Source organism: Streptomyces spinoverrucosus, assembly GCF_015712165.1.
GTDB lineage: Bacteria > Actinomycetota > Actinomycetes > Streptomycetales > Streptomycetaceae > Streptomyces > Streptomyces spinoverrucosus_A.
In genome coordinates this window covers 6,055,986-6,073,760 of sequence record NZ_JADPZX010000001.1, presented here as the reverse complement: position 1 = coordinate 6,073,760, position 17,775 = coordinate 6,055,986, and the positions used below count along the sequence as shown (strand labels likewise).

Annotated in this window: 16 protein-coding genes; 13 read left to right on the top strand and 3 right to left on the bottom strand. The window is 72.9% G+C overall.

Annotation, left to right across the window (positions count from 1 at the left end; translation table 11 throughout):
* Window positions 1-113: 113 nt before the first annotated feature.
* Window positions 114-734 (bottom strand): TetR/AcrR family transcriptional regulator, encoded by a 621-nt coding sequence (locus tag I2W78_RS27595; RefSeq protein WP_196462948.1) that lies wholly within the window; start codon window positions 732-734, stop codon window positions 114-116.
* A 74-nt stretch (window positions 735-808) separates the two neighbouring features.
* Between I2W78_RS27595 and I2W78_RS27590 the strand changes: the two genes are divergently transcribed.
* The 12 genes from I2W78_RS27590 to I2W78_RS27535 all read left to right on the top strand — a co-directional run bounded on the left by I2W78_RS27590 (window position 809) and on the right by I2W78_RS27535 (window position 14,872).
* A complete protein-coding gene (locus I2W78_RS27590; RefSeq protein WP_196462947.1) occupies window positions 809-1,534 on the top strand; it encodes an LmeA family phospholipid-binding protein in 726 nt (241 codons plus the stop codon).
* A 94-nt stretch (window positions 1,535-1,628) separates the two neighbouring features.
* Window positions 1,629-3,866 carry an MMPL family transporter gene (locus tag I2W78_RS27585; RefSeq protein ID WP_196462946.1) on the top strand — a complete coding sequence of 746 codons (2,238 nt, stop codon included), beginning with the start codon at window positions 1,629-1,631 and terminating at the stop codon, window positions 3,864-3,866.
* A 344-nt stretch (window positions 3,867-4,210) separates the two neighbouring features.
* On the top strand, window positions 4,211-5,296 hold the full coding sequence (locus I2W78_RS27580; RefSeq protein ID WP_196462945.1) for a type III polyketide synthase: 1,086 nt from the start codon (window positions 4,211-4,213) through the stop codon (window positions 5,294-5,296).
* Window positions 5,297-5,365: 69 nt separating this feature from the next.
* Window positions 5,366-6,619, top strand: a complete 1,254-nt coding sequence (locus tag I2W78_RS27575; RefSeq protein ID WP_196462944.1) for a sulfotransferase — start codon at window positions 5,366-5,368, stop codon at window positions 6,617-6,619.
* Entirely contained in the window at window positions 6,516-7,064 is a 549-nt protein-coding gene (cysC, locus tag I2W78_RS27570; protein ID WP_196462943.1) for an adenylyl-sulfate kinase, read from the top strand. The genes I2W78_RS27575 and cysC overlap by 104 nt, the downstream gene beginning before the upstream one ends.
* The gene (cysD, locus tag I2W78_RS27565) at window positions 7,061-7,969 is read left to right on the top strand and encodes a sulfate adenylyltransferase subunit CysD (protein WP_196462942.1); all 909 of its coding nucleotides are present in this window, start codon (window positions 7,061-7,063) and stop codon (window positions 7,967-7,969) included. The genes cysC and cysD overlap by 4 nt, the downstream gene beginning before the upstream one ends.
* 133 nt (window positions 7,970-8,102) lie before the next feature.
* Window positions 8,103-9,356: a sulfate adenylyltransferase subunit 1 gene (locus tag I2W78_RS27560; protein ID WP_230886671.1), complete on the top strand. Its 1,254-nt coding sequence runs from the start codon at window positions 8,103-8,105 to the stop codon at window positions 9,354-9,356.
* On the top strand, window positions 9,343-10,488 hold the full coding sequence (locus tag I2W78_RS27555; RefSeq protein WP_196462940.1) for an ABC transporter substrate-binding protein: 1,146 nt from the start codon (window positions 9,343-9,345) through the stop codon (window positions 10,486-10,488). The genes I2W78_RS27560 and I2W78_RS27555 overlap by 14 nt, the downstream gene beginning before the upstream one ends.
* 38 nt (window positions 10,489-10,526) lie before the next feature.
* On the top strand, window positions 10,527-11,315 hold the full coding sequence (locus I2W78_RS27550; protein ID WP_196462939.1) for an ABC transporter ATP-binding protein: 789 nt from the start codon (window positions 10,527-10,529) through the stop codon (window positions 11,313-11,315).
* On the top strand, window positions 11,302-12,198 hold the full coding sequence (locus tag I2W78_RS27545) for an ABC transporter permease (RefSeq protein WP_196462938.1): 897 nt from the start codon (window positions 11,302-11,304) through the stop codon (window positions 12,196-12,198). The genes I2W78_RS27550 and I2W78_RS27545 overlap by 14 nt, the downstream gene beginning before the upstream one ends.
* Window positions 12,199-12,238: 40 nt before the next feature.
* Window positions 12,239-13,510, top strand: coding sequence for a PucR family transcriptional regulator (locus I2W78_RS27540; RefSeq protein WP_196462937.1), 1,272 nt, complete (start codon window positions 12,239-12,241; stop codon window positions 13,508-13,510).
* Window positions 13,511-13,759: 249 nt separating this feature from the next.
* Entirely contained in the window at window positions 13,760-14,872 is a 1,113-nt protein-coding gene (locus I2W78_RS27535; protein WP_196462936.1) for an MBL fold metallo-hydrolase, read from the top strand.
* Here the strand turns inward: I2W78_RS27535 and I2W78_RS27530 are convergent.
* Window positions 14,800-16,134 carry a PucR family transcriptional regulator gene (locus I2W78_RS27530; protein WP_196462935.1) on the bottom strand — a complete coding sequence of 445 codons (1,335 nt, stop codon included), beginning with the start codon at window positions 16,132-16,134 and terminating at the stop codon, window positions 14,800-14,802. The genes I2W78_RS27535 and I2W78_RS27530 overlap by 73 nt on opposite strands.
* Before the next feature lie 3 nt (window positions 16,135-16,137).
* The gene (locus I2W78_RS27525; protein WP_196462934.1) at window positions 16,138-16,290 is read right to left on the bottom strand and encodes a hypothetical protein; all 153 of its coding nucleotides are present in this window, start codon (window positions 16,288-16,290) and stop codon (window positions 16,138-16,140) included.
* Window positions 16,291-16,593: 303 nt separating this feature from the next.
* Here I2W78_RS27525 and I2W78_RS27520 point away from each other — a divergent pair, with 303 nt between their 5' ends.
* On the top strand, window positions 16,594-17,745 hold the full coding sequence (locus tag I2W78_RS27520) for a glycosyltransferase family 4 protein (protein WP_196462933.1): 1,152 nt from the start codon (window positions 16,594-16,596) through the stop codon (window positions 17,743-17,745).
* The last annotated feature ends 30 nt before the right edge of the window (window positions 17,746-17,775 follow it).

Below are 17,775 nucleotides of genomic sequence, written 5' to 3'. Positions count from 1 at the left end.
GAGCGGCTGCGTTCGAAATTTCAACACGCGGTCGGAATGGCGAACACAGGCTACTCACGGAATGTTTGCCTGGGCAATGGCCTTGCACGGGCCAGGTGAGGCGGTGAGCGCCCTCAGTCCGCGCGCAGGTGGGCGAAGGCCGTGCGGAGCAGTTCCTCGGCGACGGCCGGTGTGCGCTCCTCCTCGGGCAGGGCCGCGTACGCGAACAGCGCGGAGCGGATCGCGCCGACGGCGGCGCGGGAGAGCACCGCGGCGCGAAGCGGCGTGGCCGCGTCGGGATCGTGCCGCGCGAGCCGTTCACGCACGGCCTGCGCGAGCTCGTCCTCGAACTGGCTGAGCACCGGCAGGAACTGACGCACCGGCTGGTCCGGGAAGCGCTGCGGCGGACCGCTGAACATCAGGCCGACGCCACCGTCGGAGACGAGGTCGAGGGCCGCGCCCAGCACGGCGGAGTACGGGTCCTCGTCGGCGGGCCGGGCGATCACCCGGGCCCGCATGACCGGGGCCAGGTCCAGGGTCTCGTCGAGGACGAGGTCCTCCTTGGACGGGAAGTAGCGGAAGAACGTCCGCTCGGTGACCCCGGCCGCCGCCGCGATGTCCCGCACGGTGGTCCGGGCGTACCCACGCTCCTCGAACATGCGGTGCGCCGCCTCCTGGAGCGCCTTGCGCGTGGCCGCCTTGTGCGCCTCGCGCCGGCCACGGGGCGCGGCGGGGGGAGTGTCGAGGGTTGCCATGTGAGGAGTATCGCAGGCGGAAAACCGACGGTACAGAATCTGTCAGTCATGACACTTTCGCTATGCTGTCAGTCATGACACTTTTTCGAGGGGGGCGTACGGCCCGCAGTCGGGTCTCGCGGCGGGCCCGGCTGATCGCCCTGGGCGTGGCCGGCGCCGTGCTGGCCGCCGGGGGTGTCGCCGAGGCGGTGGCACGCGACCGGGCGGCCGACCGGCTCGCGGACCGTATGGAGCGGCGGCTGCACACCGCGCTGGACATCGGCTTCGGCCCGACTCCGGTGATGGTGCAGCTGGCCCGTGGGTCCTTCCCCCGGGTGGAGGTCTCCGGCGAGGGCGCCACCTTCCGCCGGTTCACCGGGGTGGATCTGCGCGCCGAGCTGGACGACGTGGTGCGCACGGGTGACGGGCTGTCGGTGGCCGACTCAAGGGTGAGCGCCGAACTGGCCGACGCCGCCCTCGCGGACGCCGTCGCCACGATGACCGGGGGCGCGCTGGGCGCCGCCGCCGTCACCACCGACCCCGGCACGGGCGAACTGGTGGTGCACGCCGGGCCGGCCGGGCGGATCGCCGTCGGTTTCCGGCCGGTGCTGAAGGAGCGGGGCATCCGCTTCGAGCGCACCACCGTGCGGGTCGGCGACCGCACGATCCCGGACGCCCTCGCCGCGCAACTGCTCGGCGAGGCCCCGCAGGAACTCGACCTGTCCGGACTGCCGCTCGACCTGGAGCCGCAGCGGCTCGCCGTGACGTCGAACGGGCTGCGGCTGGAGCTGACAGGGGGCAGTACGACCGTGCGGGCCTGAGCCCGGCCCCAAGCCGAACGACGTATCGCCGAACCCCCGGCCCCCAGAGGCACCAACCCCACCGCACTGCCACTACTGCACGAGGAGCATCTCCGTGGCGACTTGGCTCTATCGGCTCGGTCTCGGCGCATACCGCCGCCGACGGCTCGTCCTGGCGGCCTGGCTGGCCGTGCTGGCCGGTGCCGTCTGCGCGCTGGTCGTCGTGGGCGGCAGGCTCGACAACGAGTTCACGATTCCCGGCTCCGAGTCCCAGCGGGCGCAGGACACGATGGCCGAGGACTTCCCGGCGGCGGCCGGGACCAGCGCGCAGATCGTGTTCACCGCGCCCGAGGGACGCAAGGTGAGCGATCCGCAGGCGGCGCAGGGCATCCAGCGCACGCTCGCCGCCGCGCAGGACGCTCCGCAGGTCGCCGCGGTGATCCCGCCGGACCGGGCCGGGACCGTGACGCCGGACGGGCGGACCGCGCTGGCGCAGGTCAACTACGACGTGAGCCGCTCCGCGCTGGACGACGGCACGCTCGACGCGCTGGAGGAGACCACCCGGGCCGCCGAGGAGGCGGGTCTTGAGGTGTCCGTCGGCGGGCAGGCGTACGGCAACGGTGTGCTCACCCCCAGCGTGCTCGAACTCCTCGGCGTGGTGGTCGCGTTGGCGGTGCTCGCCATCACCTTCGGCTCGCTGCTCGCCGCCGGGATGCCGCTGCTGACCGCGTTCGTCGGCATCGGCACGGGGCTCGCGGGGCTGCTGGCGGTGTCCTCGGGGGTGACGGTGTCGTCGACCGCGCTGAGCCTGGCGCTGATGCTGGGACTGGCCGTCGGCATCGACTACGCGCTGTTCGTGCTGTCCCGGCACCGGACGCAGCTGGCCCAGGGGATGGACCCGCGTGAGTCCGCCGGGCGGGCCGTCGGCACGGCGGGCAGCGCGGTGGTGTTCGCGGGGACCACCGTCGTCATCGCCCTGGTCGGTCTGATGGTCGTCCGGATCCCGTTCCTGACGGTCATGGGCCTGAGCGCGGCGGCGACCGTGCTGATCGCGGTGCTGGTCGCGGTGACGCTGCTGCCCGCGCTGTTCGGCCTCGCGGGCGCACGGCTCGCGCCGCGTCCGGGGTCGCGGGCGGCCCGGCGGGCGGAGCCGGCCTCGGGCGACTCCGAGGACGCCGAGGAGTCGCGCACATCGGTCATGGGCCGCCGCTGGGCCCGTCTGGTCACCCGCCGCCCCCTCCTCGTCGTCCTCGCCGGCGTCGCCGCCCTTCTCACCCTCGCCGTCCCCGCCGCCGATCTGCGGCTGGCGCTGCCCGACAACGGCACTGCGGCGCACGGGACGTCGCAGCGGGAGACGTACGACACCGTCGCCGAGGCCTTCGGGCCCGGATTCAACGGGCCGTTGCTGGTGCTCGCCGAGGCGGACACGCCGGGGCAGGCCGGGCAGCGGCAGACGGCCGCCGTGGCCGGGCGGTTGCAACAGCTGCCCGGTGTGGTGAAGGTCGGACAGCCGCAGTACGCGCCGGAGTCCGGGCGGGCGGTGATCCAGGTCGTACCGAAGGGCGGCCCGCAGGACGAGTCCACGCAGGACCTGGTGGACGCCATCCGCGACGACGCGGCCACGATCGAGGGGGAGACCGGCGCCGCCGTCTCCGTCACCGGCACCACCGCGATCGGCATCGACGTCTCCGACCGGCTGAGCGCCTCGCTGCTGCCGTTCGCGGCCGTGGTCGTGGGCCTGTGCCTGGTACTGCTGCTGCTCGTCTTCCGCTCACTGGTCGTGCCGGTCAAGGCGACGGTCGGCTTCCTGCTGTCGGTGGCGGCGTCCTTCGGCGCGGTCGTGGCGGTGTTCCAGTGGGGGTGGCTCGCCGACGTACTGGACGTGGCAAGGACCGGACCCGTCGTCAGTTTCCTGCCGATCGTGCTGATGGCGGTGCTGTTCGGACTGGCGATGGACTACGAGGTGTTCCTGGTGTCCGGCATGCGCGAGGAGTGGGTGCGCACCGGGCGGGCCCAGGACGCGGTGGTCGAGGGCGCCGGGCATGCCTCGCGGGTGGTCACGGCGGCCGCGCTCATCATGTTCTTCGTCTTCGCCAGCTTCGTGGCGACGGAGGACGCCATCGTCAAACCCATCGCGTTCTCGCTGGCGTTCGGTGTGCTGGTGGACGCCTTCGTCGTCCGGATGACGCTGGTGCCGGCGGTGCTGGCCATGGTGGGCCGCGGCGCGTGGTGGCTGCCACGGGGACTGGACCGGCTGCTGCCCGACCTCGACATCGAGGGGGCACGGCTGCACGACGGCCCGCACCAGGAACCCGTACGGCCACTGACCGAAATCAAAGCGGGTTCTGGCTGAAATACCCCGGATAAAAAACGCCGGTCCGCCTCTACGGTTCACCGAGAGGCAGGCCGGCGTTTTTTGCCGTTAATTGTTTCCACTGCGGAAATTACCAGCGGAATATTTGATTCCGGAGAAGCCCTTGTGCTTGACTGAGGGCATCGAATCGACACCCGGTTCGAACGGGGAAGAGCTGACCACTCTTTTCTTCGCTCTTCGATGCACCCTCTGGCGCATCTTCACCATCATGGTTCTGACCTGCGCAAAGATGCCCGGGTCGGACTTCCTTGGCACGCACGATTCCCCCTTCCGTCTTTCGCCCGAGCGGTCGTTTTCCGCTGCCCGAAACAAAGGGATCACGCATGCACCTCGAAGAGAAAATCACCCCCGCCCGCCGCGCTCCGCGTACCGTCGCGCGACCTGTCATCACCGGCTCCTCGCATTCCTTTCCAGGCACCCGGAGCAGCCAGGACGAGCTGTGGCAGGACTTTTTCCGGGAGCACTACGAGGGTTATCCGCTGGCCCGCCGAATATTCGAGAATTCCGGCATCAACTCCCGCTCCACCGCCGTGGACCCGCGCGCCGAGAAGGAGGTGTCCGGCTGGAGCACCGGACAGCGCATGGCCCGCTACATCGACGAGGCCGTCCCGCTCGGCAGGCGCACGGTCGCGGACGCCCTGGAGTCGGCGGGCCTGGCCCCGCAGGACGTCGGCCTGCTGGCCGTGGCCTCCTGTACCGGCTACACCACACCCGGCCTGGACTTACGGCTCGCCGACGAACTGGGCATGAGCAGCAGGGTGCAGCGGCTGTTCGTCGGCCACATGGGCTGCTACGCCGCCGTCCCGTCCCTGGGCGCGGTCTCCGACTTCGTCGCCTCGCGGGGCCGCCCGGCCGTGCTGCTGTGCCTCGAACTCACCTCGCTGCACGTCCAGCCGCCCAGCCGGGACATCGAACAGATCGTGGCGCACGCGCTGTTCGCCGACGCGGCCGCCGCCGTCGTCCTCGAACCCGACGCGGACACGGGCTACGAGGTGATCGACGTCGTCGCGGTCACCGACCACTCCACCGCCGACCACATGAGCTGGCAGATCACCGACCTCGGCTTCAAGATGGGCCTGTCGCCCAAGGTCCCGGACGTGCTCGCGCAGCACGTCGGCGAGGTGGTCCGCGACCAGCTGCTCGCCCCGCACGGGCTGACCCCCGAGGAGGTCACCGGCTGGGCCGTGCACCCGGGCGGCAAGCGCATCCTGGAGGTCGTCGGCGAGCGCCTCGACCTGCCGGCCGGCGCGCTGGACGCGTCGTACGGCGTCCTCGACGAGTGCGGCAACTGCTCCTCGCCCACCGTCCTGATGGTCCTTCAGCGGCTGCCGCGCACCGACGGCCCGGTGGTCGCCATGGCCTTCGGCCCCGGCCTCACCCTCTACGCGGCCCTGCTGCGCCGGTCCTGACCCCGGCCGGGCACCTTCCCGCACGACCCACGGACACCACCCAAGGACGCACGGAAGGAACAGCTGCGCATGCCCACCCCGACCTCACCGGCACCCGGCCAGGTCTTCGTCACCGGCACCGGCCGCTGTGGCTCGACCCTGGTCTCCGAGCTGCTGCGCGAACACCCCAGGGTGCTCAGCCTCTCGGAGCTCTTCAACCACCTCACAGACATGTACCGGATCACCGCCCGCGTCTTCCCCGAAGGCCCCCTCACGGCGGCGGAGTTCTGGCGGATCCTGTCCTCGCGCAATTCCGTCAACAAGCTCCTGACCGCCCACGGACTCGCCCCCAAGGAAGTCCTCTACCGCCCCGCCCCCACCACCCGCTTCCAGGCCGACACCGGCGTCCCCGCCGTCCTGCTCACCACGCTCCCCCACCTCACCGACACCCCGGACGAGCTGTACGACGAACTCGCGGCGGCCGTCGCCGAGTTCCCGGACGCCGGTGTGGGCCAGCACTACCACCGCCTCTTCGGGTGGCTGTGCGCCCGCTTCGGCAAGGCCCTGTGGGCCGAGCGCAGCGGCGGCTCGCTGATCCTCGCCTCGCAGTTCCGCGAGCACTTCCCCGACGCCCGCTATCTGCACATCGTGCGCGACGGCCGGGACACCGCCCTGTCCATGAGCCGCCACACCGGCTTCCGCATGGCCGCCGTGGTGATGGCGCTGCACCTGACGCTGGGTCACGACCCGTACGCCGAGCAGGCGGCCCTCGACGCCGAGCGCGATCTGGGCTTCGTGCCGGAGGAGCTGCTGCCGTTCCTGCCGGAACGTTTCGACGCCGCCGCCGTGCGCGACTACCGGGTCCCGGCGTCGCTGTTCGGCACGTACTGGGCGGACGAGATGCAGCGCGGCATGGCGGCGTTGTCCGCGCTGCCGCGGGAGAACGTGCTGCACCTGTGGTACGAGGACCTGCTCGCCGCGCCCGAGGAGTGTCTGCACCGCATCGGCGAGTTCCTCGGCGCCGAATTCGTGGACGCCGACTGGGTGCGTCGGAGCGCGGCCAAGGTGGGCGCACCCTCGTCGTCCTGGCGGGAGCTGCCCGCCGCCGAGCGTGAGGAACTGGAGCAGGCGTGCGCCCCCGGCTTCTCGGTGCTCGCCGCACACGGGGTCGTACCCCTTTCCGGTACGGCGGCTTCAGGGCCTCGGCGGCTTCGGCGGCCTCGGCGGCGAGGAGTGGCGCATGAGGGCCCCGTCGAGCCAGGGCGCCACGGTGTGGCTGACCGGGCTGCCCAGTTCCGGCAAGACGACGCTGGCGCAGGCGCTGGCCAGCCGCCTCACCCGTGAGGGACACCGCGTCGAGGTCCTCGACGGCGACGAGATCCGCACCTTCCTCAGCGCCGGCCTCGGCTTCACCCGCGAGGACCGCGACACCAACGTGCAGCGCATCGGCCTGGTCGCCGAGGTGCTGGCCCGCAACGGCATCCTGGTGCTGGTCCCGGTCATCGCGCCGTACGCCGACAGCCGCGAGGCGGTCCGCAAGCGGCACGAGGCGAGCGGGACGCCGTATCTGGAGGTGCATGTCGCCACCCCGCTCCAGGTGTGCGCGGTCCGCGATGTGAAGGGCCTGTACGCGCAGGCCCGCGCCGGGCGGCTGTCCGGGCTGACCGGCATCGACGACCCCTACGAGCTGCCGCAGTCGCCGGACGCGAGGGTGGAGACCCAACTCCAGTCCGTCGCCGAGTCGGTGGACGTCGTGCACACGCTCATGTCGGAACGGGGGCTGCTGTGACCGCCGTGGCCGCCCGGCTCACGCACACCGACGTGCTGGAGTCGGAGGCGGTGTACATCTTCCGCGAGGTGGCCGGCGAGTTCGAGAAGCCGGTGCTGCTGTTCTCCGGCGGCAAGGACTCCGTGGTCATGCTGCATCTGGCGCTGAAGGCGTTCGCGCCGGCGCCGCTGCCGTTCTCGCTGCTGCACGTGGACACCGGGCACAACTTCCCGGAGGTACTGGCGTACCGGGACCGTGTGGTGGCCACACATGGGCTCACCCTCCATGTGGCGTCCGTACAGGACTACATCGACCGGGGTGCGCTGCGCGAACGTCCCGACGGCACCCGCAACCCGCTCCAGACGCTGCCGCTGCTGGAGGCGATCGGCGGTGGCGGCTTCGACGCGGTGTTCGGCGGTGGGCGGCGCGACGAGGAGAAGGCCCGCGCCAAGGAGCGGGTGTTCTCGCTGCGCGACGAGTTCGGCACGTGGGACCCGCGCCGCCAGCGGCCCGAGCTGTGGCAGCTGTACAACGGCCGTCATCTGCCCGGCGAGCATGTGCGGGTGTTCCCGCTCAGCAACTGGACCGAGCTGGACGTCTGGCAGTACATCGCCCGCGAGGCCATCGAGCTGCCGTCCATCTACTTCGCGCACGAGCGCGAGGTGTTCCTGCGCTCCGGCATGTGGCTGGCCCCGGGCGACTGGGGCGGCCCCAGGGACGGCGAGCCGGTGGAGAAGCGCCGGGTGCGCTACCGCACCGTCGGCGACATGTCCTGCACCGGCGCGGTCCTGTCCGAGGCGTCCGACGTCGTCGAGGTGATCGCCGAGATCACCGCCTCCCGGCTCACCGAGCGCGGCGCCACGCGTGCCGACGACCGGCTGTCGGAGGCCGCGATGGAGGACCGCAAACGCGAGGGGTACTTCTGACATGACCGCCGACCTCACGGCTTTCGGCCACCCCCCGCATGTCACCGCCGCCCTGATGATGCGCGGCATCTTCCAGGAGGCCCGGTCCCGGCTGACCGTCGGGGCCGGCGCACAGGAGGGACACGTGAACCCCATGCCCACCTCCCGGCCCGCCGAGGCGCCCGTGGCCGAGGCGGACCTGCTCCGCTGGGCCACCGCCGGTTCGGTGGACGACGGCAAGTCCACCCTCGTGGGACGGCTGCTGCACGACTCCAAGTCGGTCCTCGCCGACCAGCTGGAGGCCGTGGCCCGCGCGTCCTCGGGCGAGGGACCCGACCTGGCCCTGCTCACCGACGGGCTGCGCGCCGAGCGCGAGCAGGGCATCACCATCGACGTGGCGTACCGGTACTTCGCCACCCCGCGCAGGCGGTTCGTCCTCGCCGACACCCCGGGGCATGTGCAGTACACCCGCAACATGGTCACCGGCGCCTCCACCGCCACCCTCACCGTGATCCTCGTCGACGCCCGCAAGGGCGTGGTCGAGCAGACCCGCCGGCACGCGGCCGTGGCGGCGCTGCTGCGGGTGCCGCACGTGGTGCTCGCCGTCAACAAGATGGACCTCGTCGGCTACGAGCAGTCCGCCTTCGCCCGGATCGCCGGGGAGTTCACCCGGCTCGCGGCCGGGCTCGGCATCCCCGAGGTCACCGCGATCCCGATCTCCGCGCTCGCCGGGGACAACGTCGTCGAGCCGTCCACGCGCATGGACTGGTACGGCGGCCCGACCGTCCTCGCCCATCTGGAGAACGTGCCCGTCACCGAGGAGGCCCCCGACGCACCCGCCCGCTTCCCGGTGCAGTACGTCATCCGCTCCGGTGACACCCGTCTGTACGCCGGTCAGCTCGCGACCGGTGAGCTGCGGGTCGGCGACCGGGTCACCGTGCTGCCGTCCGGGCGGACCACCACCGTCACCGGCGTCGACGTCCTGGGCGCCGCGGCCGAGCTGGTGCGCGCCCCGCAGTCGGGTGCGCTGCGCCTCGCCGACGACCTGGACGTCTCCCGGGGCGACCTGATCGTCCCGGCGGCGGCGCTCCCCGAGGTGTCCCGGGATGTCGAGGCGGCCGTGTGCCATCTGCACGAGCGCCCGCTGCGCCCCGGTGACCACGTGCTGCTGAGGCACACCACCCGGACCGTGCGCGCGGTGGTCCGGCGGGTCTCGGGGCCCGGACGCCTCGAACTGAACGAGATCGGTCAGGTGGCGCTGCGCACCGCCGAGCGGCTGGCGTTCGACCGGTACGCGGACAGCCGCCGCACCGGCTCCTTCGTGCTGATCGACCCGGCCGACGGGGCCACGCTGACCGCGGGCATGGTCGGCGCGACCGCTCCGGGGACCACCGATGCGGCTGCGTGAGCGCCACCGCACGTCCCGCCGCTCCCGGCGTCCGCTCCGCGCGGCCCTGGCGCTGCTCCTGCTGCTCCTCGGCGCGGCGGGCTGCGGCTACGGGTCCCGGGCGCCGGGCGTGGCGGCCGCCCCGGCCGTCGGCACGGGTCCGCCGCTGTCGGCGGAGTCGGTCTCCGTCGGCTACTTCGCCAACGTCACCCACGCCACCCCGCTGGCCGCCGTCCAGGAGGGCTACTTCACCCGTGAGCTGGGCGGCACCCGGCTGCGCACCCAGGTGTTCAACGGCGGCCCGTCGGCGCTGGAGGCGCTCAACGCGGGCGCGGTGGACATCGCGTGGATGGGCCCGTCGCCCGCGGTCAACGGCTTCCTGCGCTCCGACGGCCGAGCCTTGAGGATCGTCTCGGGTGCCGCCTCGGGCGGGGTCGCGCTGGTCGTCGACGCCGACACGAAGGTGCGCGGCACGGACATCCGGGGGCTGCGGATCGCCACGCCGGAGGCGGGCAACACGCAGGACGTGGCGCTGCTGCACTGGGTCCGGCAGCAGGGCTGGGCGGTCGACCCGCACACCGGACGCGGTGACGTGACGGTCGTACGGCAGTCGGTCAAGGAGATCCCGACGAGCTTCCGGCGTGGCGCGATCGACGGGGCGTGGGTGCCGGAGCCGGTGGCGGCACAGCTCGTCGCGGCCGGCGGGCGGGTGCTCGTCGACGAGGCGGACCTGTGGGACGGCGGCGCGTTCGTCACCGCGCTCGTCGTGGTCAACCCCGCGTTCCTGAAGGACCATCCGGACGTCGTCGAGGCGGTACTGCGGGGCGCGGTGCGCACCAACGCGTGGCTGCGGGACCGGCCCGCCGAGGGCCGGGCGGCCGTCAACCGGGCCATCGAGACGCTGACCGGACGGCCCTTGCCGGGCCCGGTCCTCGACGCGGCCTGGCGGCACGTCCGCCTGACCGCCGATCCGCTCGCCGCGACCCTCGCCGAGGAGGCCGACCGGGCCGACCGGCTCGGGCTGCTCGGCGGCAGCCGTGACGCCCTGGACGGAATCTTCGATCTGCGCCCCCTCAACCGGGTCCTCGCCCAGCGCGGCGAGCAGACCGTGGCCGACGCCGGGCTCGGCGTCGCGGCCGACGAGAGCCACTGAGAGCCACTGAGACCACTGAACCAGAAGGATTTGATCCCATGTCAGAAACGGTGCTGCGGGCCGGCGCACCGGCCCGTCCCGTCCTCGTGGCCGAGGCGGAGCGTCCCGCCGTATGCCTCACCCATGTCTCCAAGTGGTTCGACACCGCCGGGCGCCGCCAGACGGTCCTCGACGACATCGGGCTGACCGTCGGCCGGGGCGAGTTCGTCTGTGTGCTGGGCGCCTCCGGCTGCGGCAAGTCCACGCTGCTCAACCTGGTCGCGGGCCTGGACCGGCCGTCCACGGGCGCCATCGACGTGCCCGGCGGGCGGCGGCCCGCGCTGATGTTCCAGGACCACGCCCTGTTCCCCTGGCTCACCGCCGGGCGGAACGTCGAACTCGCCCTGCGGCTGCGCGGAGTGCCCCGGCGCGAGCGGCCCGAACGGGCGCGGCGGCTGCTCGACTTGGTCCGGCTGAAGGACGCGTACGGCAAGCGGATCCACGAGCTGTCCGGCGGGATGCGCCAGCGGGTCGCGCTGGCCCGGGCGCTCGCCCAGGACGCCGACGTGCTGCTGATGGACGAGCCGTTCGCCGCGCTGGACGCCATCACCCGCGATGTGCTGCACGAGGAACTCGCCCGGATCTGGGCCGAGAACCACCTCACCGTCCTGTTCGTCACCCACAACGTCCGCGAGGCGGTGCGGCTCGGGCAGCGGGTCGTGCTGATGTCCTCCCGGCCGGGCCGGATCGCCCGCGAGTGGGCCGCCGCAGGCTCCCCGGAGGCCGCCCTGACGTCCCTGGTCACCGACGCGTTACGGGAGGAGATCCGCCGCCATGGCCGCCGGTGAGACGGTCACGGCCCGCGAGGTGCGGGAGTCGGCGGCGGTCGAGGCGGGCCTGGACGCGCTGGACAGCGCGCCGGCCGGGCCCGCCCGGACGCCCGTCGGGCGGCTGCTGCGGCAGCGGCTGCTGCCGCCCCTGGTGGCCGTCGTCCTGGTCCTGCTCGCCTGGCAGGCCGCCTACGAGGCCGAACTCAAGCCGGACTACCTGCTGCCGTCCCCCGCCGACGTGGGGCGGGCGCTGTCCGACCAGTGGTACGAGGGGACGCTGTTCTCCACGGTGTGGACCAGCATGGAGCGCGGCGCGCTCGGCTTCGTCGCCGCCGTGCTCATCGGCACCGCGCTGGGGCTGCTGCTCAGTGCGGTGCGGCCGCTGCGGGTCGCGGTCGGGCCGGTGCTGTCCGGGTTGCAGTCGCTGCCGTCGGTGGCGTGGGTGCCGGCGGCGGTGGTGTGGTTCGGGCTGACCGACGCCACCATCTACGCGGTGATCCTGCTCGGCGCCGTCCCGTCGGTCGCGAACGGGCTGCTGGCCGGGGTCGACCAGGTGCCGCCGCTGTATCTGCGGGCCGGGCGGGTGCTCGGCGCCACCGGGTTCGCCCGGGTGCGGTACGTGCTGCTGCCGGCCGCGCTGCCCGGCTATCTGGCCGGACTGAAGCAAGGCTGGGCGTTCGCCTGGCGGTCCTTGATGGCCGCCGAACTCATCGCCAGCTCCCCGGAGTTGGGGCTCGGCCTCGGCCAGCTGCTGGAGAACGCCCGCTCCTACCAGGACATGGCGCTGGTGCTCGCCACCATCGGGGAGATCCTCGTCGTGGGCATCGCGGTGGACCTGCTGCTGTTCGCCCCGCTGGAGCGGCGGATGCTGCGGTCCCGGGGTCTGGCGGGCGCTCGATGAAGGGGGCGCCGCGCCGGACCGTATCTGCTGTACTGGCCGGGTGAGCGGGTCGTCGTGGCTGCTGCGGCTGGCGCCCTCGGCGGCGCCGCCGGAACCGGTGTGCTCGCCCGAGACCCTGGCCGCGGCGCGCGGGCCGCTGGGGCCGGGGCCGGTCGGCTGGGGCGTCGAGGTCGCCCGGGACATGGCCGCGCACATCGTGCGGCACGTGCCCGAGCACGGCGGAACCGGCGCGTATCCGCCGTTCCACCGGGCGGTGGAGGCGACCGTGCTCCAGGCGCTGCGCGGGCTGCTCACCCAGCCGGAGCCGACGGGCTCGCTGGTGGTGGCGGAGGCGATGGCGAGCAACGCCGAACTCGCCCGGCGCAATGTGCCGTTGGAGCGGGTGCTGCGCGGGGTGCGGCTCGGGCACGCGTATCTGCACGGGCGGCTGATGGAGGCCCTCGACAAGGAGCCGGACGACGTCCGGATCCAGGAGAGCCACCGGGTCAGCGAGCTGCTGTTCGTCTACGCCGACGTGCAGGCCAGCCGGCTCGCCGAGGAGTACGTCGCCGAGCGGGACCGGTGGCGGCGCGGCCGGGAGGCGGCCCGCCGCCGGATCGTGGACGACCTGCTGGCCGGACGGCTGGTCGGCGGGGCGGTCGCGGCACGCACCCTCGGCTACGAACTGGCCCGCCATCACGTGGCGTTCATCGTCACGTCGGGTTCACCGGACACATCGGTGGACGAACTACGGCTGCTGGCCGGGGAGTTGAGCCGGGCGGCCGGGGCGGAGAGTCTGCTGAGCGTGGCGGCGGGCAGCGCGGAGCTGTGGGCGTGGGCCTGCTGGCCGGCCGAGCCGCCGAGGGACGCGCTCGCCCGCCTCCCCAGGCTGGTCCCCGAGCGCCGCCCGCTACTGGCCGCGCTGGGCTCGGTGGGCTACGGCGCCGAGGGCTTCCGGCGCAGCCACCGCGGCGCCCGCGAGGCTCAGCGCGTGTCCCGCTTCGGGCACACGGGCTGGCTGTGCGACTACGCCGACGTGAGCACGGCGGCCCTGCTCACCGCCGATGTGGAACACGCCCGGTGGTTCGCCGCGCGGGTGCTCGGGGGGCTGGGGGGCGATGATCCGCGGGTGCGGGAGCTGCGGGAGACGCTTCGCGTGTATTTGGCGGAGGGGCGTAGTCCGCAGGGGGCGGCTGAGCGGCTGTTCGTGGCGCGGAACACCGTGACGTATCGGGTGCGGCGGGCTGTGGAGTTGTTGGGGCGGCCGTTGGAGCCGGATGCGTTGGAATTGCGGATGGCGTTGGAGATCGTGCGGTTGCTGGGGCGTGGGTAGTGCCGGGATATGTCGCCTTTTGTCTGCGGCGCCGTTGTGGTTGATCGCGCAGTTCCCCGCGCCCCTTTAGGGCGTTGCATGAGGCCGGTGTACCAAAAGTGCGGGGGAGTTTGGGGTGCCGGACCAAAGCCCGTCGGGCTCGGTGGTCGTTGACTGCTTGACGAGGGTGAACTTCCCGGGGTCCGGCAGGGCAACGGGAGGACAACAGCACCCGCCTTCGCTTCCCCCCTCAGTCTCCCGGGATTCGCCATGCCCACATTCCCCGTGCCCAGCCGCCGCACCCTCCTGCGTACCGCCGCCGTCGCCTCCGGCGTCAGTGCGGTCGCCGTGCTTCCCCTGCGCCCGAGCCCGGCGGTCGCCGTACCGCACAAGGGCACCCAGCTCGTGCTGCTCGGCACCAGCGGCGGGCCCGTCCCCATGCACGGGCGGGCCGGTATCTGCTCCGCGCTGGTCGTCGACGGGCGGGTCTATCTCGTGGACTGCGGGCCGGGCACGTTCGGCCGGTACGCGCAGGCCTGGCTGACGGCCGAGCAGCTCACCGCGGTGTTCGTCACGCATCTGCACTCGGACCACCTGTCGGACCTGTACCCGCTGCTGTGGCTGCGGTTCGGCGGATTCCAGCCGCTGGGCGGGCCCGTGCACATCTACGGCCCCGGTTCCGCCGGGACGCTCCCCGCCGTCCACCCCGTCGGGCGCGACGTGCGGACCGTCAGCCCCTCCGATCCCGCCCCCGGCACGAAGGACCTGGTCACCGGTCACATCGCCGCGACCGCCTACGACATCAACGTCCGTATGCGCAGCGAGGGCTGGCCCGACATCCGGGAGCTGATCGTGCCGCACGACATCCGGTTCCGTCCGCCGAGGGGTGCCGGGCCCCGGAAGCTGATGGCGCCGCCGATGGAGCCGTTCGAGGTGATGCGGGACGAGCGGGTGCGGGTCACGGCGGTGCTGGTGGAGCACCCGCCGGTCTACCCGTCCTTCGCCTACCGCTTCGACACCGCCGACGGGTCGGTCGTGTTCAGCGGCGACACCGCGCCCTGCGGAAACGTGGCCCGGCTGGCGCGCGGCGCGGACATCCTCGTGCACGAGGTGATGGACCTCGACACCCTCGCCCTGGGCGGACTGAAACCGGCCCAGCAGCGGCACATGGAGATCAGCCACACCGACGCCGGCCGGGTCGGCCCGATCGCCGAACGCGCTGGTGTGCCCACGCTGGTCCTGAGCCATCTGGTCCCCGGCGCCACCAACATCGTCCCGGACTCCACCTGGCACACCAAGGCGAGCAAGGGCTACTCCGGGCGCGTGGTCGTCGGGCGCGACCTCACCCGCGTGCCGCTCGGCGCCGCCGCCCGGCGCGACTGAGCGCCGCCCCGGCCGAGCCTGCCGCGCAGTCGCTGGGCGCGCAGCACCAGTTCCAGTTCGAAGCGGCGGTCGGGGTCGTCGATCTCGTCGCCCCACAGCTCCCGTATCTGCCGCAACCGGTACCGGACGGTCTGAGGATGCACACCCAGCCGCGCCGCCACCTCCGGCGCCCCGCCCCGCGTCTCCAGCCACGCCAGCAGCGTCTCCGCGAGCCGCCGCGCATGGGCGGGCCCGCAGTGGGCGAGCGGGGCGAGGCAGCGCAGCGCCAGGTCGTCGAGGAGTTCCTCGGGCTGGAGCAGTACCAGCGCCTCGGTGTGCTCGGTGCAGAACAGCACCTCCCCGGCGGGCAGCAGCCGCCGTTCCATCAGGCGTACGGCGGCCTCGGCCCAGCGCAGCGACTTCGCGGCGTGGGCCAGCGGCACCGGCGGCCCGATCGCGCCCGCCCAGCCGCCGAGCGCGCGTTGCAGCAGCTCGCCGCGCCCGGCGGCGTCCGGCTCGGGCACGACCATGCGGGGCTGCTCGTACTCCATGTCGAGCAGCACGCCCTGCCCGACCGCGGGCGCGACCGCCTCCCGCGCCGGGCGCAGCAGCACCCCGACGGCGACCTTCTCGGGCAGCTGCCAGCCGATCCGGGCGGCGCGTTCGGCGAGGGCGTCGGCTGGGTCGCCGCGGTGGCGTTCGGTGAGCAGCAGCTCCATGAGGCGCCGCTGCAGGCGCAGCCGTTCCCCGGCCTGGCGGGCGGCGGCCTCGGCGTAGCCGCGTACGGACTGGTCGACGAGGCCGTCGAGGTACTCGTAGCCCGCGTCGACCAGCTCGTACATCGCGGGCGGCGGGATCTCGACGCGCTGGCCGATGTCGGCGAAACGGCGCCAGGCCATGCGTACCCCCATCCGGTAGATCGCCTGGAGGGAGTCGAGGGTGCGGCCGTTGTAGCCCTCGCCCCGGCCGAAGTCCTGGAAGACATTCGGCGGCACGCTCGGGCGCCCCTCGGAGTGTTCGAGGTGCTGCACGAACACCTCGATGGCGCGCCGGATGCCGACCAGCGCCATCGGCTCGCCGTTCTCGTCCAGCACGAGCGGCAGCTGCGGGTACTCGCGGCGGATCTCGCGCAGGATCTCCTCGGCGAGCGCGGGCGCCTCGGCCATGGCGATCGCCGCGAACCGGCGCACCTGGAGCCGGGGCACCTCGTGCCAGGCGGAACGGGACGTGCCGGCCGCGCCGGTGGGGGCGGCCGGAGTGACGGTTGCCGGGCGAGCCGTCACCGGTCAGTCCCCCTGACCTGCTTGTTCGTATGTGATCAGCGGGCTGTTGGGCTGCTCTGGAGTGGCTTCGAGCAGGGCGACGACGCCGAGCGCGGCGGCCACGGCGAGGCCGGCCGCGACCACGACGGTCACGGTGGCGGCGATCAGTCTGGACATGCGGGGTCAGCCTCTCTGGTCCGGAGGTTCCTCCCACCCCGGGATGCCCGCCCCTGTCTGTCGGCCCAGTGTCGGCGCGGTCCCGCGTGCCGTCAAGGGCCGGTATCGGATCCACGCTCACGTTGTGACGTGACGTCAGGTACAACAAGCGCCGAAATTGTCACGCGGGTGAGTAGCCGTGACGAACGCCTGGGCGAAAACTGTCCAACCCCACCCCGAGCACAGCCTGTCCACAGCACCAGCTCAAGAAGCACCCCCTTCCCCCACATCGAGTACCGCACCCCGAGACGAGTTGGAGCACCCATGCCCCAGCACGTGCCGCCGCCGCTGCGCACCGCGCTCCCCCGGCCGCAGCAGCACCCGTCGGCGCTCCCCCCTTCCCCGCGCCGAATCGTTTTCCTTGCCCACCGGGACCTCGGCAACCCGGCCGCGGGCGGCTCCGAGCTGCTCGTCGACCGGCTGGCCGAGGGCCTGACCCGCCTCGGCCACCAGGTCACCCTCCTGTGCGGCGGCCCCGCGGCCTTCCGCGAGTACCGGGTCGTCTCGGCAGGCGGGCCCTACGGCCACTACCTGCGAGCCCGCTCGGCCTTCGCCCGCCAGGTCGGCGACTGCGATCTGCTGGTCGAGGTGTGCAACGGCATGCCCTACCTCGCCCCGCTGTGGCATCGCGGCCCCACCCTCTGCCTGGTCAACCACGTCCACTCCGACCTGTGGGGGATGCGCTTCGGCGGGCCGCTCGCGCCCGCCGCCCGGATCGGCCGAAGACTGGAGCACTGGGCGCTTACGGGTGCGCAGCAGCGGAGTGTGCTGGTCGCCGTGTCTCCGTCCACCGCGCATGCCCTGCGGGCGATCGGCGTCGAGCGGGACCGTATCCGGGTGGTGCACAACGGGGTCGAGGAGCCCGGGCCCCTGGGTGACCGCTCGACCGAGCCGCTGTTCGTGGCCGTCGGGCGGCTTGTCGAGTACAAGCGGATCGATCTGCTGCTGCGGTTGTGGGAGCGGGTGCGGCCGGTTACCGGCGGGCGGCTGGTGATTGTGGGGGACGGGCCTGAGCGGTCGTCTCTCGAGCAGCTCGCGGGGCCCGGTGTCGACTTCGTCGGGCATGTGTCAGAGGCGGAGAAGCACCGGCTGCTGTGTGCGGCGTGGCTGTTGCTTCACCCGTCGGCCGTGGAGGGGTGGGGGCTCGTCGTCACCGAGGCCGCGGCCCGGGAGACGCCGACCATTGCCTTTGATGTGCCCGGGCTGCGGGATTCCGTCGTGGACGGGGAGACCGGGGTGCTCGCTCACGGTGAGTCTTCCTTTGCCGCGGCCTGGTGCACGTTGGCCCTGTCGGGACCTCGCCGGGAGTTGATGGGCAAGGCCGCGCGGGAACACGCCGCGCGGTATCGGTGGGAGCGGACGGTGCGGCAGTTTCGTGCGGTGGCCTCGGAGGCGGTGAGGGGCTTTGACGCCTAGACGCCGTGTCGGTGAGGCCGTCTCGCGAGT